The sequence below is a fragment of the Peribacillus sp. NPDC058075 genome (assembly GCF_042885195.1).
Lineage (GTDB): Bacteria > Bacillota > Bacilli > Bacillales > DSM-1321 > Peribacillus.
This window is the reverse complement of record NZ_JBHVSL010000001.1, coordinates 1,204,232-1,219,480: the sequence shown is the minus strand read 5'-3', so window position 1 is coordinate 1,219,480 and position 15,249 is coordinate 1,204,232. Positions and strand designations below refer to the sequence as shown.

13 protein-coding genes and 1 riboswitch are annotated in these 15,249 nt (G+C 39.2%); of the genes, 2 read left to right on the top strand and 11 right to left on the bottom strand.

All coding sequences use genetic code 11. The features are described from left to right. Nucleotides 1-55: 55 nt before the first annotated feature. The 6 genes from ACFVS1_RS06175 to ACFVS1_RS06150 all read right to left on the bottom strand — a co-directional run bounded on the left by ACFVS1_RS06175 (nt 56) and on the right by ACFVS1_RS06150 (nt 7,505). Complete coding sequence (locus ACFVS1_RS06175) at nt 56-883, bottom strand: sulfurtransferase (protein ID WP_352920452.1); 828 nt, start codon at nt 881-883, stop codon at nt 56-58. A gap of 12 nt (nt 884-895) precedes the next feature. Then, nucleotides 896-1,657 (bottom strand): DNA polymerase beta superfamily protein, encoded by a 762-nt coding sequence (locus ACFVS1_RS06170; protein WP_387545709.1) that lies wholly within the window; start codon nt 1,655-1,657, stop codon nt 896-898. 15 nt (nt 1,658-1,672) lie between these two features. After that, complete coding sequence (locus ACFVS1_RS06165; protein ID WP_387545707.1) at nt 1,673-5,386, bottom strand: dynamin family protein; 3,714 nt, start codon at nt 5,384-5,386, stop codon at nt 1,673-1,675. A 191-nt stretch (nt 5,387-5,577) separates the two neighbouring features. Further along, nucleotides 5,578-5,736 carry a hypothetical protein gene (locus tag ACFVS1_RS06160; RefSeq protein WP_352920444.1) on the bottom strand — a complete coding sequence of 53 codons (159 nt, stop codon included), beginning with the start codon at nt 5,734-5,736 and terminating at the stop codon, nt 5,578-5,580. Between the two features lie 150 nt (nt 5,737-5,886). Then, nucleotides 5,887-6,417 (bottom strand): isoprenylcysteine carboxyl methyltransferase family protein, encoded by a 531-nt coding sequence (locus ACFVS1_RS06155; protein WP_387545705.1) that lies wholly within the window; start codon nt 6,415-6,417, stop codon nt 5,887-5,889. After that, a complete protein-coding gene (locus ACFVS1_RS06150; protein ID WP_387545703.1) occupies nt 6,417-7,505 on the bottom strand; it encodes a type III polyketide synthase in 1,089 nt (362 codons plus the stop codon). The genes ACFVS1_RS06155 and ACFVS1_RS06150 overlap by 1 nt, the downstream gene beginning before the upstream one ends. A gap of 186 nt (nt 7,506-7,691) precedes the next feature. On the opposite strand from ACFVS1_RS06150, the gene ACFVS1_RS06145 reads away from it, so the two are divergent. Next, nucleotides 7,692-7,865, top strand: a complete 174-nt coding sequence (locus ACFVS1_RS06145) for a hypothetical protein (RefSeq protein ID WP_387545701.1) — start codon at nt 7,692-7,694, stop codon at nt 7,863-7,865. After that, on the top strand, nt 7,843-7,992 hold the full coding sequence (locus ACFVS1_RS06140; RefSeq protein WP_387545699.1) for a hypothetical protein: 150 nt from the start codon (nt 7,843-7,845) through the stop codon (nt 7,990-7,992). Before ACFVS1_RS06145 ends, ACFVS1_RS06140 begins: the two co-directional genes overlap by 23 nt. A 456-nt stretch (nt 7,993-8,448) precedes the next feature. Here ACFVS1_RS06140 and ACFVS1_RS06135 read toward each other — a convergent pair whose 3' ends face one another. The 5 genes from ACFVS1_RS06135 to ACFVS1_RS06115 form a co-directional block, all read right to left on the bottom strand. Further along, nucleotides 8,449-9,762: a nucleobase:cation symporter-2 family protein gene (locus ACFVS1_RS06135; RefSeq protein ID WP_352920430.1), complete on the bottom strand. Its 1,314-nt coding sequence runs from the start codon at nt 9,760-9,762 to the stop codon at nt 8,449-8,451. Beyond that, nucleotides 9,755-10,354 (bottom strand): xanthine phosphoribosyltransferase, encoded by a 600-nt coding sequence (locus ACFVS1_RS06130; protein ID WP_352920427.1) that lies wholly within the window; start codon nt 10,352-10,354, stop codon nt 9,755-9,757. The genes ACFVS1_RS06135 and ACFVS1_RS06130 overlap by 8 nt, the downstream gene beginning before the upstream one ends. Before the next feature lie 162 nt (nt 10,355-10,516). Next, a riboswitch (purine riboswitch) is annotated at nt 10,517-10,618 on the bottom strand. 503 nt (nt 10,619-11,121) lie between these two features. After that, entirely contained in the window at nt 11,122-12,639 is a 1,518-nt protein-coding gene (locus tag ACFVS1_RS06125) for a carboxypeptidase M32 (protein ID WP_387545695.1), read from the bottom strand. Nucleotides 12,640-12,772: 133 nt separating this feature from the next. Further along, nucleotides 12,773-14,689 carry an ATP-dependent DNA helicase gene (locus ACFVS1_RS06120; RefSeq protein ID WP_387545693.1) on the bottom strand — a complete coding sequence of 639 codons (1,917 nt, stop codon included), beginning with the start codon at nt 14,687-14,689 and terminating at the stop codon, nt 12,773-12,775. A gap of 211 nt (nt 14,690-14,900) precedes the next feature. Continuing rightward, the gene (locus ACFVS1_RS06115) at nt 14,901-15,101 is read right to left on the bottom strand and encodes a cold-shock protein (protein WP_034307871.1); all 201 of its coding nucleotides are present in this window, start codon (nt 15,099-15,101) and stop codon (nt 14,901-14,903) included. Nucleotides 15,102-15,249: the final 148 nt, after the last annotated feature.

The following is a 15,249-nucleotide window of genomic DNA, read 5'->3' as shown; positions in this document are numbered from 1 at the left end:
TTCCATTTTAACATAACCGGCCTCTTTTTTAAGGATCGTTTAATTGGAAATAATATTATTCAATTGGATTATCATCGTAGGAGATCCAGTCACTGAAGCTGCCAATATAAATCTTCACATCATTAAAGCCCGCTTCTTTCAGGGCGATATAATTTGGCGATGCCGTTACACCTGAACCGCAGTACACAATGATTTCCTTATCATTACCGATGCCTGTGAAATTCGACTGAAGATCTTCCTTCTTTTTAAAATAGCCATTTTCCAGAACGTTCGTCCACACCTTATTTACGGCACCAGGTATATGGCCGGCTTTTTTATCAATTGGCTCCTCAATTCCCTCGTAGCGTTTAGATTCCCTCGAATCGATTAAAATGACATCGTCTGGCCTATTCATTGTGTAATCCTTTACTGTTTGAAAAGAAGCCAAAACAGACTCATTTAAATCGATATGATATTCTGCTGGCACATCATTCGTTTGATTCGAGTCAATGGGATAGCCCGCATCACTCCAGGCGCGATATCCCCCGTTAAGAACAAAAACTTTCCGATGCCCAAGGTAGCTCAGCAGCCACACAAACCTGGAAGCAAAAGAACCTTCACCGCCATCATATGCAATAAGTACCGTATCATTGGTTATTCCATTTGATTCCAGTTTACCTTTAAAGGTTTCAAGGTCAGGAAGAGGATGTCTTCCGCCATGTTCTTTAACCTGACCCGATAAGTCCTTTTCAAGATCGAAATAAACGGCGCCGGAAATATGGTCTTGTTTGTATGCCTTATACCCTGCATCAGGAGTGCCTAGCTGAAAGCGGCAGTCACAAATTCTTATATCATTGGAATTCAGCAACGGCAACAGCTCTTCTTTTTCGATTATAAAACTCATTTGTATAACCCCCTACTTCAAAATGGCCCAAATTAATTCATTAAGCTCCGTTTCCATGCCCTTCCCTTGATGTAGCCTAGTTATTTCATTCTTTAAGGAAAGTGATTTCCCTTCTAAAAGCGAAAGATTCTTTTCACTTTCATTGTTGCTTATACATTCTTCCATTTGTTTTGCCTTGAATATCCGGGTCATCCCGGTTTTCAATTCTTGATCAATGGAAACCAATTCAAGTAATTCCCATACCGATAAAGGTGGCAGCGAACTCCGTTGGATGATATATTCCAAGATTAAATATGAACGGCATACTTGTACCCATATTTTTAGTTCTTTTCTTTTGGATTCCCTTGTTTTTGTCAATTGTTGAAGATTGTCGCGCATCATCCGATAATAATGATGCCCCAGTGCCTTTTTGGAATAGCAATCCGCTATTAAACCATTCATCTTCCTATAATAATCGTGATGCATAATCAACTTGATTTGCGACTGAAATAATTCAAATAAAGCAGGATTACTCTTTAAGGTAAGATGTGATGATTTAAAAAGATCCCAGCCTTCCATGTCAAATGGGCCTTCTTTCATTTGAATGACTTCAACTGGCTGACTTAAGCTGAGGTATGATCGCTTATCATTATGAACATATATAAATCGAACATCATGATCAGATAGGCCGGATGCTAAACCAAAAGAATGGCTGCCAGTAACAGCAGCCATCAAAATGGTCATATCCTCTTTCTTTTCCAGGTATCTCAATCTTGAAATAAGGTTTTCTTTCATGAATGAACCTCGTTTCTATTTCGAATGCATTTTTACCAATTCAGCTACAGCATTTTCATAATACGGTAAATCGACCGTTTCCTCCAATGCTGCACGTAAGCCTGCAAAGATATCCGATATTTCCGTCTTAAACTCTTTTTGAATCGCGAGTAACTCTTGATCGAGGACTTCATTATACATTTCGAAAATCCGCTCACCTTGTTCTTTAACATATATTAGGGCAGGTTCATCCAAACGCTTCTGAAGCCCTTCACTCATTTTCGCTTTTTCATTTTTTTCAAAGAAAGATTTTGGATTTTTAAATAGCGCCAATTCCTTTTTGAATTCTCCCGTATCCAATTGGGCAAAAGCTCCAGTGAATTCAATGGACTCCCTCTCATTAGGTTCATATGGCTGCAATGAAAGGGTTCTTCTTACTTTTTGCATTTGCTGAAGCAAACTGCTTTGTTTCTCATTCAGTAATTTATTTACGAACATTTCCGTCCTTAATGCCGTTGCCCGCATTTCCTGGGCAAGGTCAAAGCCTAACGCTTCCAATAAGTTCTTCATCGATTGCTTGAGGACAATTTTCAGATCGCCTCCATCATCTTTTAAAACAGCCGGATTGAACGATTCTTTAAAGAAATCATTAAACCGGAAGAAGACTCGTTGTTTACTATAGAAGGTCAATTCGTCGACTTCTTTTTTCAAACGTTGCCTTTCCGCATCCCCTTTAATGACTGAGAGGAGTTCAGAAATGGACTGTGCCTCTTGTGAAAGGGCCTCCAGGGCATTTCGTTTCGCTTTCTCATCCTGCCTTGAAGCTGTAATTACATCTCTTAGCAGTTCTTCCGTTCTTTTTACAGCCGCTTGAGCCGATTCAATTGCTAGTCCAGTTAAATCGTTTTCTATGAAAGAATCGAATTGGCCTTGGAATTCCGAGATTCCGCTATTAGGAAGGAACGAATGCTTAAATGAACCAGGCGTTTGTTTTTCCATCAACGCTCCCTTACTCGTAAGCGGGAACAGTTTTGGAAAACGGATTCCGAAACCATTCAATTGATCTGTGACATAATCCATCACTTCGTCCAATTCGTCAGTGGTTTGTGCCAGATCGACAGCATTGACAATGAAAAACATCTTATCCATAGCGAATGAATCTTTGACACGTCCAAGTTGTATCAAGAACTCCCTGTCTGCCCGTGAGAATGGGTGATTATAATAGGTCACAAAAAGAATGGCATCCGAATTCTTAATATATTCGAAAGCTGCTCCTGTATGTCGTGCATTTATCGAATCCGCCCCAGGGGTGTCTACAAGGACCATCCCCTGCTTAGTCATTTCACAGTCATAACGTAATTCAATCAGATCAACTAGACATGACTTGGACTCTTCTGCAGCAAAACGTTTAAATCCTTCAAGATCTACCGTAACCACATTTCCTAAATCATTTTGGTACTCAGGCAGCCCTTGATGGAACGCCCTTAGAAAGGATAAATGAGTCTTCCCCTTATCGACTTCCCCCGCCTTCGCAATGATTTGCCCTGCTAGTTGGAGGGCTTCATCTAGAGTCTTTGCCGATTTATCAAAAGCTGCCAAGGCAAGGCTTACATCTTCCAACAGCATCGCCTCGGTCTTTAATTTGACGGTTGCCGTTCCATGTGGATGCTCTGCGTCCGAAGACATGATTTTGTTGATTGCCGCAGTTGTCGGATTTGGTGATACAGGAAGGACGCTTTCTCCCATCAACGCATTGGCGAAGGAAGATTTGCCCGCACTGAATGCACCGAAGAGGGCAACCGTGAACGTCTGCTGTTCCAAGCGATTTGCCTTCTCTTTCAATTCCTTATAAAGTGATTGAAATCCTCTCAAAGGTTGGATTAACTTGGCCGCCTGTTGTAAACTCGCTGCAGTCTCCATCAGCTTTTCTTTTCCGCGTAAATCAGCAGCATCAGATGTAGAAACAGTCACGGAAGGTGTAGCTTCCTTGTTTTCTTTATAATGATCACTTTCAATTTGTTCCTTGACTGACCTTGAGCTACTTCCTTTATCGGTTTTCATGATTTTGACCGTAATATTTTTTTCCTCTTCATTCCATTGAGTTAAAAGCATATCAATATCGCGATCATCGACCAATGATTCAGTTTGATTCGCAATGGCCTCTAAACGCTCCGTTTGGTAAACGATTTCCGCGTTCATCGCAGCAGTAACTTTAAGGGCTTCCGCAAATTCAGAATAACCTTCAAGCTCCTTATCGATGGATATGGACTGTTGTTCCACTACTTCTTCCATAACGTCAACCAAATCATTTAAAAATCCTTCAGATACATCACGTGCTTTCTTTTTGATGGCTGATGCCAAATCATTCGTATAGTTTAAAACGTATTCCCCCGTAATATCGACTTGTGGCCTCAAAGAATTTTTTATGTAAGATTCCGTTACCTCGATCTGAAGTGCCTGAGCCTTACCTTCAAGCGGTGAATCATGGATCTCCGCTTGATTAAGCATTTTAACGGCTAATTCTTTAAGGTGCCATTCAAGCTGGGTTTTCACCTTTTCTTGTAAATCGTTCAAAAACGCCTTGATACGTGCCTCACGTTCGGCATCCGTTTTTTTCTTGGCAAATAATAATCCCATTTTAAAGTCGGGCTGAGCCGATTCCAAGAAAGATTTACCTAGGTCCCGTGTTGCCGCGGGCATGATGTACGCACCTTTCAAAATCGTTTCTAATGCATGAGCATATTGGACCTTGATGTCCTCTATGCGACCCGTTAATGATTTTTTTTCTTTCAACAGGCTGTCCACTTGATTCGTCAGGTGTACTCGTTCTTCATGAGGAAGTTCCGACAATACTTCAAAATCATCTGCATGTTCTTCTTCATACTGCTCCTTCAGCCAATTAAGATGCCTTTCGACAAGGGCATTAGCCGATTGCATGATGGCATCTTTGCCATCATTTAGACCTTTGCCAGCCATTTCATATATGAATTGCTTGACGACTTCTATTTCATTTTCACGATTGTTCAAGTCTCTTACGGAAGTATAAAAAATCCCATCAGGATATACATTCCAGTTCGCAAATGCTTCAGTAACGGAAAGCTTGAAGTCTTGAAAGCTAAGCTCTTTCTCATCATGCTTATCAATCATATTGATAATTAAGTATGTCGGTTTTTCAGCCTCTAACAATTCTTTCGTGAATAAGAAGTTCACCTCTGATTGGACGTGATTATAGTCCATGACATAGAAAACAACATCAGCCAGATGCAAGGCAGATTCCGTAGAGACTCTATGTGCATCATCTGTTGAATCAATTCCTGGCGTATCCATGATCGCACATGAATCCGGCAGTGAAAAATCATTGGAGCTTATCGTTATTGCCGATACTGAGTCTCCATCCTTTGCAAATTTCTTGACCTCTTTAAAATCATAAGGTGCAGGAAATAATACGGGTGGCTGATGATGGTAAAAGACCTTGGCATAGTCTTCCCCTTTTTGGACTTTTACCGTATTTGCACTCGTTGGAATCGGACTTGAAGGCAGTACTTGATCACCAAGAAAAAAATTGATCATACTGGATTTCCCCGCTGAAAAATGCCCGCAAAAAGCAATGATGAACTCCTCATTATCCACTTTCATGATTAACTGTTTCAGTTTATCGGCATTGCCTGTATCACCTGCCGATTGAAATTTCTCATACATGGCAGTCAAAATCCCCAATTTGGACTGTTGCTTTAATGTTTCTTGAATCATGAATCCATACCCCTTAATCTATCGTCATTTTGATATTCTTATTGTAAACGATTTCGTTTGTTATTCATACCATCAGCTTTATTTTTACTATATGATTCATTACAGTCCATGTTCAAAAAAAAACCACCGATCGGTGGATTCAAGCAGTTTGATTCATATTGACTTGGAATGCAAAAAAAAAACCAGGATGTTTACCTGGTTGTAGGGGTGGGGTTAAAAGCAGCTCGGTTTTCAATTGGTGACCCGGTATAAGGTTTTACTGCCTTTGCCGGTTTTTGAATATTATTCAATACATGTTTCATCACAAAACCATATGTAGCGATTGTCAATAAAATGAATACCCAAACCATTACTAACACCATCCTCTTATATATTGTTTAGCTTTTAGTTATTAGTTATTTAAATAAAATGATCGAGATCCGAATGAGAATAATTTTCATCTTCATTTAGAATCTTATCACGAACGATAATCATTTTCAATACGAAATTAATTTTTTTTATTATTTTCCCTTAAAAACCGTAGAATATTCCGTGTGTTCCTTCAATGCCTTCTCTTCCATCGGGATTCTTACCGTCATCATCCAGACATTCAATAAACTGAAGATGATAGCAGTATAATATGCATTGAATAATAAGGAAATAACTAAAATCTCAGTTGCGACTATGATATAGTTCGGATGTTTGACATATTTATAAGGACCTTTAATGACTACATCGGCATCAGGAACCACTATGATTTTTGTATTCCAATGTTTTCCCAATGAACGGATTGCCCAAATCCTGCCTGACTGCGCAATTAGAAACAGGGTCAGCCAAATTGGCCAAAGTCCAGACATATTCCTTTCAAGCATGATCACTTCAATAATGAGAACAATAAAAAAACTAAGATGCATTAGAACCATCCATCTGTAATGGGACTCACCGTATTCCACTGCTCCTGCAGCTTTCAGCTGTTTTTCATTTTGTTTGGCGATATATAATTCAACCAGGCGTTGTATTGCGATCACGATAATGAAAATGGCAAAGATCATCACGTCCACCTCATTAACACTAGTTCAGATGAAAACCCAGGCCCTAATGCAGCAGCCAAGCCCGCCTCACCTTTATTCCCGCCCCTTTGCATGAACCTCTCCAGGACGTACAAAATTGTTGCTGAGGACATATTTCCAAATTCCCTCAATACTCTCATTGACTCTGCCGTCATGCTTTCATCGAATCCGAGGGCTTCGTGATAAGCATCGATTACTTTTTTGCCTCCAGGATGAGCGATGAAATCTTTTATGTCACTTAGATCGAATCCATTCTCCATTAAGAACTCTTGAACATTCGGTTTAAGCCAATCCTTGATGATTGTAGGGATATCTTTCGAAAAGATCACGTATAATCCTTGATCCTTAACGTCCCACCCCATTACATCCAATGATTTCGGCATAAGCGTAGATTGAGAATCCAAAAATTGCAAATGTCTTACTTTTTTTGAAAACTGTTCATTCTGCACTTCATCACCGCAAACCAAAATACAGCTTACTCCATCAGAAAATAAGGAAGTTCCAATTAAATTACTTTTGGAAATATCGTTCCTTTGAAATGTCAGACTGCATAACTCCACGCTTAAAACAATGACCTTCGCCGTCGGGTATGCTTGGCAATATTCAAAAGCACGTGATAGGCCGCTCGCTCCCCCTGCACAGCCAAGCCCCCAAATCGGAATCCTTTTAGTATGCGGGTTAAATGGAAGTTCATTCATTATCCTGGCATCAATGGTCGGGGTAGCAATACCCGTGCTTGAGATAAAGAAGAAAGCATCTAGCTCGTTTGCCTGCAGTTCTTCTTTTAAAAATTCTCTGTTGGCTAAGCATTTTTCTATAGCTTCTTTCCCAAACTTGACTGCTTGCTCTATATATAAATCATTACGATCGGCAAAAGAATGATCCTCTTTAAACCATTCAAGATCATTTGAAAAATATCGATTTTCCACTTGCCCATTCTTAAAGGCTTTTAGTAACCGTTCTATATTCTTAAATGATGCTCCAAATATTTCTCTCGAAAATTCCATGATTTTTTCCTGTGAGAGTAAATGTGGCAGCTTTATATGTGATGCAGATAATAAATATGGCATGATTCCACCCCTGATTATTCATGATATGGTTAATATACCCACCCGGATATCAATTATGCTTTATAGCTATATGGTTATATTTATTCGCATTTCATAATATTTTTTCTTTTCTTCTAACTGACTAGGTAAAAACGACTATAAATCTGATAAATTAGAGAACATTACCATGGAAGCGGAGGAACGAAATTGGAAATCATCGCAATAATCACAAAATGGTTAAATGGAATCATCCTGGCCGTTAAGTCCGTTAGTTCTTTCTTTTGGACATTCAAACGCCTTCAGGAATTCATTAGCATCCTTATTGGCATGACAGGGGATATCCGTGGGAGAATAATGATTGGGGGACTGGCATGCCGTTAGGCTTGAATCTTTTGCTGCAAAATTCGGTAACATGCTTGCCGGTAACATTGCCATCTCTTTAACAGATGAGGATGCATTGATTGATATTACACCGCCCGCCGTCATTGTGGGCGATACCAAAATATAGGTTTCATGAAGAAATCCATTTACCCATTTCATTGGAATGCGCAGTTCCTCTTCAAATCAACTTAATGATTAAAATGTGATCACGAAACAAGAAACCCCTTACCTATAATCGGTAAGGGGCACTTTCATTCTTCCTTCTTTACTGAAGATTGATTTTGCACTTGTATAATGATATTTTGAAACTCCTCTTTTCCACACACACTGCACCTATACTCCTGGTTTAGAATGGTCCGACAATGAATACAATATTTTTTCTCCATCCCTATCACTACTTTCCTGAACATATACTATCAATATATTCAAAAAGTGAAGAGAGTTTCCTTTTATCTGACAAAATGCCAATTTCATTATCCATGATATTATTCGGCCTAAATGAAAAAATGCCCAAAATCCTCATCTCTTGAGGATCTTGGGCATTAAATTTGTGATTCTATCAAGTTAACTAAAACTAGTTTAATCAGGCTACATTTCGCCCTTCAATATGCGTTTCCTTCACTTTCCCTTTTGTAGGGATGATGTTAAATACGATATTCAAGAAAATGGCTGTCAAACTTCCGGCTACAATACCGTTTTCCGTCAAGATTTTAAAGCTTTCCGGAATTTGTGCAAATAGTTCAGGAACGACCGTCACCCCAAGTCCCATACCTACTGAACAAGCGATGATCAATAAATTTTCTTGAGAAGCAAAATCCACTTTGCTCAACATCTTAATTCCAGCGGCAATTACCATCCCGAACATCGCAACCATTGCACCGCCAAGCACGGATGAAGGGATAATTGTCGTGAAAGCACCGATTTTTGGAACAAATCCTATGAAAATGAGAATGCCCGCTGTTGTGTATATGACATTCCTTGTTTTAATGCCCGACAATTGAATCAAGCCGACATTTTGTGAAAAGGCTGTATACGGAAACGAATTGAACAAGCCGCCAATCATGATGGCCAGACCTTCAGCACGATATCCGCGAGCTAGATCGTCTTCTGATATTTCTTTATCCGTGATTTCACCAAGGGCATAATAAACACCAGTTGATTCCACCAAGCTGACGATTGCCACCAATGTCATTGTAATGATCGCCGTGATGTTAAATGTCGGGGTTCCAAAGTAGAAAAAATGAGGCATATGCAGCCAATTCGCACTGACCACTGAGCTAAAATCTACTTTTCCAAGGAAAAAGGCAGCAAAGGTACCGACTAACAGCCCCAATAAAATAGAAATGGAGCGTAAGAATCCCGTTGAGAATTTATACATGAATATAATAAATAACAAAGTTCCAAAACCAAGCGCTACATTGTTCAAGTCTCCAAAATCAGCAGCTCCCTGGCCTCCACCAAGATTGTTGATGGCAACAGGAATGAGCGTAATGCCAATAATCAAAACGACCGATCCAGTGACAATGGGCGGGAAGAACCTTGCCAATTTTCCGAAGAACTTACTAATGATAATGACGATCAATCCCGACGCCAAAATAGATCCATAAATGGAGTTGATTCCATATTGCGTACCAATTGCAATCATCGGGCTAACTGCTGTAAATGTGCAGCCTAGGACGACCGGAAGCCCAATTCCAAAGAATTTATTTTTCCACACTTGCAATAAAGTTGCTATCCCGCACATCAAAATATCTATCGATACTAAATAAGTTAACTGCGCTGCAGTCAATTCCAGCGCCCCACCGACAATCAATGGAATGACGACTGCACCGGCATACATGGCGAGAACATGTTGTAATCCTAAGGATGCAACTTTTAATGGTGACTGATTAGACATTGACGGATGCTCCTTCCTTTTCCTCAGCGAAAGTTATCTCACCGAATTTCAACTCAGCAATTCGTGCAAGTGATTCCACTTGGAAACCTTGTTGCCTAAGATCCTTACCACCACTTTGAAATGCTTTTTCAATCACGATGCCGATTCCAGCCACTTCTGCTCCAACCTGCTTACAGATTTCCACCAAGCCCCTGGCTGCCTGTCCGACCGCAAGGAAGTCATCGATGATCAAAACCTTATCTCCAGCTTCAATATATTTATTGGAAACCGTAATGGTATTGGTTTCTTTTTTTGTAAAGGAATGAACGGAAGCCGTCACTAAATCATTTGTTAAAGTAAGTGATTTACGTTTACGGGCAAAAATGAGCGGAACTTCCAATTCCAAAGCAGCCATCAAACCAGGACCAATGCCTGATGATTCAATTGTCAGCACTTTCGTGATTTCCTTGTGTTCGAAACGTTTAACGAATTCTTTACCAATTTCTTTCATTAGCATAGGATCCATTTGATGATTTAAGAATGAATCTACTTTTAAAATATCTTCTGATAAAGCTTGACCCTCGGACAAGATTTTTTCCTTTAAAAGTTGCATGAAGGTTCCTCCCAATCTTGGATGTTTATTGATCCATAAACCACACAATTATTTCCCGGCATATAAAAAAGCCCAAGAAACATTGCGGCACTTTTTTGGAGTGAAGCAATACTTCTTGGGCATGAATGAAAAATGAATAAGCAAAGGCCTTCATTTACGCAACAAGATCTATTACTCACCCATAGTCGAATTATTTACGGTAATCCGGTAGAAACTTGCAGGCCATATCCCTGCTATTATACGAGTGAAACTTAATATGTTATTAATATATGAATTATATCAACGCTGGCTCTATTTGAAAAGTAATTTTTGATAAAAACCGAACTTTAAATTAAAAAAATAAATCATTATTCGTATTATTAGAAAATTGCGAAATCAAAAACCTAAATAACCTGGATTTCCTATCAAAAAAACATCATATTCCATTTTACTGGTATTATACCATGCGTTTTTGCAGCGACCATAAAAAAGAAGAAGGGCTTGAGTTTTAATCCAAGTCCTTCTTCTTTTTTATGGTTTGTCAATTAGACCGTTGATTTCCTCTTCAGCCACTCGCTTTCCGCGGGCGGTCCGGGAGCCTTCTCGGCGCCTTTGCGCCTGCGGTGTCTCCCCTGGACTCATATCTTTGAGCCACTGAGCCCAATCTCATAACTTTAAGCAGAAATTTATATGGAATTTAAAAATGGGTCCGGAATTTTTTAATTCCGAACCCTCTTGTCTACAAACTGAGAAGGGCTGAGATTTAATCCAAGTCCTTCTTCTTTGATTCATTTGATTTTATAAACTTCTTTATATTTATTTTCAAGGTAATTTATTAAATACTGGACATTCAGGCCTTCCCCTGTCGTTTCTTTCAAAATCTCCAGCGGCTTTTTTGTTTTTCCGTATTTATGTATTTTTTCATTAAGCCATTTCCTGATTGGTTCAATTTCACCAGCTTCCAACAGTTCATCGAAATCAGGCAAATCCTTAAGCATCGATTGCTTGAATTGGGCTGCATACATATATCCCAATGCATAAGAAGGGAAATAGCCAAAGCTGCCATCTGCCCAGTGTACATCTTGCAACACGCCCATTGCATCATTTTCAGGTGCAATTCCCAAATAATCCTTGTATTTTTCATTCCAGACTTGCGGTAAATCCTTCACTTCAAGTTCCCCATTAAAGAGGGCCTTTTCCAGCTCATACCGAATCATAATATGTAGAGGATACGTCAGTTCATCTGCGTCAATACGGATGAACGATGGTTTTGATTCGTTAATGCCCCGGTAAAACTCATCCAGCGACACATCTTGGAATTGTTCGGGAGCATATTCTTTTAATAAGGAAAATTTATTTTTCCAAAAGCTATGGTTCCGTCCAATGAAGTTTTCGAAAAACAAAGATTGTGATTCATGGATCCCCATGGATGTCCCGCTATCGAGAAGTGTTCCGGTTAGCTCTTCGGCGATATTCTGCTCATAAATGGCATGTCCACATTCATGAATGGTACCAAAGATTGCCCCCCTAAAATCATTTTCATCGTATCGGGTCGTCACCCGGACATCGCCCCTATTTATTCTAATTTCAAAAGGGTGAACTGTTTCATCAAGCCTGCCTGCCTTGAAATCGTATCCTAGCTGTTTTAAAATTTCCAAGTTGAGTTGATGCTGTTTTTCTTTTGGAAATTCTTTATATAGGAACGCTGTTTCCGGTCTATGTTCGCTTTTTGCAATCTGTTTCACCAAGGGAACGATCCTCGACCGAAGCTCACTGAATACGCTGTCAAGTATGTCTACAGTCATGCCTGGTTCATATATGTTTAAAAGGGTATTATATTTCGTCCCTTCATATCCCCAGTACTCTACGAACCTACGGGTATATGCTACAATTTGCTCCAGATAAGGTTGAAATAAAGAAAAATCAGCTTTTTCCCTTGCCTCTTCCCATGCACTTTCAGAACGCGATTGTAAAATGACGAATTCCTTATATTCGTTCGCAGGAATTTTCTTATTCCTTTCAAACTCTTTTTTACACTCTTGTACCATCTTATTCATCGATTCACTAAGAATGGCTTCATCCATCGAAAGTTCTTCAATGAAGGATTCCATTTCCTTACTTGTGCTCATATTGAAAACTTCGGAGGAAAGCATACCGATAACTTCGGAACGCTGCTCAACTCCCTTTTTAGGTGCACCTGTACGCAAATCCCAAAAAATTAACGCGAGAGCTTCATTAAAAGCCGAGATTTTCTTTACATATTCTTTAAACTCTTTTTCTATCAGTTCTATACTCTTTTTTTTCATATTCACTGCTCCTTCCAACTACACTTTACCATATTATACAAAAGACTTTCATTTCAGAACCACTCCGATTAATAAATTCAAATAAATAAGAGCCAAGGGGTTCCCTTGGCTCTCATTTTAGATCGGGTTTTATTTAAATCGTGACAGGAAGAATGGATACAATCTTCTCTTTCACATGTTCCGAAAGATCCTTTTCAATCAAAATCTGGACGGTTCCCGTATCATTGCTCGTCCTGATCAAACGCCCTATTCCCTGGCGCAATCGAAGGAGCATGTATGGAAGATCCACTTCTTCGAATGAATCGGTAACCGAGTTACGTTTGGCTTCGAAAACCGGATCGCGAGGCGGGAATGGAAGCGAGTGTATCACTACATTTTGTAATGAAGGTCCTGGAACATCAAGACCTTCCCATAAATGATAGGAGAAAAGGACAGATTGCTCATCCTCTTGGAACTTCTTAACAAGCTCACTGATTTCCGCTTCCCCTTCAAAATAAAATGGATAAGATGATATTGGGCAGTTTTCCTTGAACCATTGCAATTCTTCTTTTGAATGGAATAACACTAGTGTTCGACCTTCATTTTCCTCAATTGTCTTCATTGTATATTGAAGTTTTGCCAATTGATTTCCATTTTCGAAGACCGGCATGTTCATTTTCATGACTTCGTCGTAATCAAATGGTGATTCAACGGAAAAGCTGTCATACTTTTCTATCCCTAAACTATCTGCAATATATTGGAAGGATTTATTATCCGATAATGTTGCCGATGAAAAAATGTAAGGGATTTTTTTCGAGAATACCTGTTCAGACAAGATATCCTGCACAAGCCTTGGCATGATGACCAATGTTTTGGTCATTTCATTTTCTTCAAACCAGGAAACGGCCTGTTCATCCTTCACAAATAGAGAAAGGGAGTAGCCCAGCTGCTCTAAATACTCTTCCGTCACTTTTAGATCATAATCATTGATCGTGTACATTTCCGCTTCAAAAACAAGGTTCTCCTCTAACTCTTCAACCTTTTTATGAAGCTTTTGGGCAAAGCTTGTTATTTCTTTTGACATCGGGATTTCATAACGATTAGATCCGCTGACATGTATCGCTTTTTCATCCAACAAATCAAAAAATTCTTCATTGATATCAATTAAGTCCTCGATGATGTATAAAGTTTCTTCACGAACCTGATTAGCTGTAAGCAATTCCAGAACCGAAGCAAGGGTTTGTTCCCCAACTTTATAAGTTAAAGCCTTTTGAGCAGCAAATTCCAAAAGATGACCTTCATCAAAGACAACGCAGCTATGATCAGGCAGTAATGGTAACTGACCTTCACGCTTACGCTTTTCCTTAGTCCATACATGCTCCATGAAGAAGTCATGTGAACAAATGATCAAATCACTTGATTTTCGGTAATGGTCCCGTGATAGGGTTTGCCCACAACGATGGCGTTTATCACAAGTAAAACAGTTTTGAAGCTGATCCCAGCCAACTTTAGACCAGTCTTCATCATTTAAATATGGATACTGTTTACGGTCCCCATATGCTGTATAGGCGTTCATGGATGAGTTATCATGAACAAACTTGGGAAGTTCATCATAGAGCTGATCTATCCCCTCTGAATCCTCATGATTCACAGCATAATCCAATTTTTTAAGACATACATATTGATCGTGATATTTGGCAAGCCGAACATCCACTTCAATACCTAAAGCATTCTTGATTTTTTGGATGTCGCCTTCCTCTTTGACAAGCTGTTCAATCAACGTTTCATCTGCACATGAAATAATTGCCGGTTTATTCGTATATCTCGCATAACAAATCGCATATAGTAAATAGACCAAAGTCTTACCGGTCCCTACCCCTGCTTCAGCAAAACTTACATTTTTTTCTTTGAAGGCTTTTTCTAACTGAAAAGCCATGAAGATTTGTTCGTCACGCAGCTCAAATCCTTTTTCGGGAAGAATATCGTAAAAAACATCACCGATCCATTCTGAAAGCTTATCGTAAAAAGAATCTTCCTTTGTTACCGAAAAAGGCAGTGTTTTAAGCATCATGGTCTCCCCTTTTATCTATCATCATTATATAGAATCCGAATCATTATTATCTTAGGCAAAAGTATATTATCCTTTATTTCACATTAGTAGTCAAGATATTTACCTATTATAAGAATGAAAGGCAATATGTATGTATGCTGTCCGGTTGCCCGATTCGTAAAATAAAAGACAGGCTCCAAGAGAGCCTGTCTGTAAATAATATAAGGTTGAATTAAGCTTTGTTTACGTTTGATGCTTGTGGTCCACGTTGACCTTGTTCTACATCAAATGTAACGTCTTGGCCTTCTTCAAGTGTTTTGAAACCTTCGCCTTGGATAGCTGAGAAATGTACGAATACATCGTCTCCACCTTCACGTTCGATGAATCCAAAACCTTTTTCTGCGTTAAACCATTTTACTTTACCTTGTTCCATTTTTGTTGCCTCCTAGTGTGTTCTCCACACATTATATTACTATCCTTGCTCAAAAGAATATTAAGGTATTCCTTAAATCTGAACAAAAATAATTCATTATTATAATAACAGAAAAGGAAATGATAAGCAAGACTGGAACCTATTATGA

What these genes read in the sequence shown, in the direction of transcription:
- ACFVS1_RS06175 (WP_352920452.1), bottom strand. Translation starts at nt 883, where the DNA reads ATGAGTTTTATAATCGAAAAAGAAGAGCTGTTGCCGTTGCTGAATTCC.
- ACFVS1_RS06170 (WP_387545709.1), bottom strand. Translation starts at nt 1,657, where the DNA reads ATGAAAGAAAACCTTATTTCAAGATTGAGATACCTGGAAAAGAAAGAG.
- ACFVS1_RS06165 (WP_387545707.1), bottom strand. Translation starts at nt 5,386, where the DNA reads ATGATTCAAGAAACATTAAAGCAACAGTCCAAATTGGGGATTTTGACT.
- ACFVS1_RS06160 (WP_352920444.1), bottom strand. Translation starts at nt 5,736, where the DNA reads ATGGTTTGGGTATTCATTTTATTGACAATCGCTACATATGGTTTTGTG.
- ACFVS1_RS06155 (WP_387545705.1), bottom strand. Translation starts at nt 6,417, where the DNA reads ATGATCTTTGCCATTTTCATTATCGTGATCGCAATACAACGCCTGGTT.
- ACFVS1_RS06150 (WP_387545703.1), bottom strand. Translation starts at nt 7,505, where the DNA reads ATGCCATATTTATTATCTGCATCACATATAAAGCTGCCACATTTACTC.
- ACFVS1_RS06135 (WP_352920430.1), bottom strand. Translation starts at nt 9,762, where the DNA reads ATGTCTAATCAGTCACCATTAAAAGTTGCATCCTTAGGATTACAACAT.
- ACFVS1_RS06130 (WP_352920427.1), bottom strand. Translation starts at nt 10,354, where the DNA reads ATGCAACTTTTAAAGGAAAAAATCTTGTCCGAGGGTCAAGCTTTATCA.
- ACFVS1_RS06125 (WP_387545695.1), bottom strand. Translation starts at nt 12,639, where the DNA reads ATGAAAAAAAAGAGTATAGAACTGATAGAAAAAGAGTTTAAAGAATAT.
- ACFVS1_RS06120 (WP_387545693.1), bottom strand. Translation starts at nt 14,689, where the DNA reads ATGATGCTTAAAACACTGCCTTTTTCGGTAACAAAGGAAGATTCTTTT.
- ACFVS1_RS06115 (WP_034307871.1), bottom strand. Translation starts at nt 15,101, where the DNA reads ATGGAACAAGGTAAAGTAAAATGGTTTAACGCAGAAAAAGGTTTTGGA.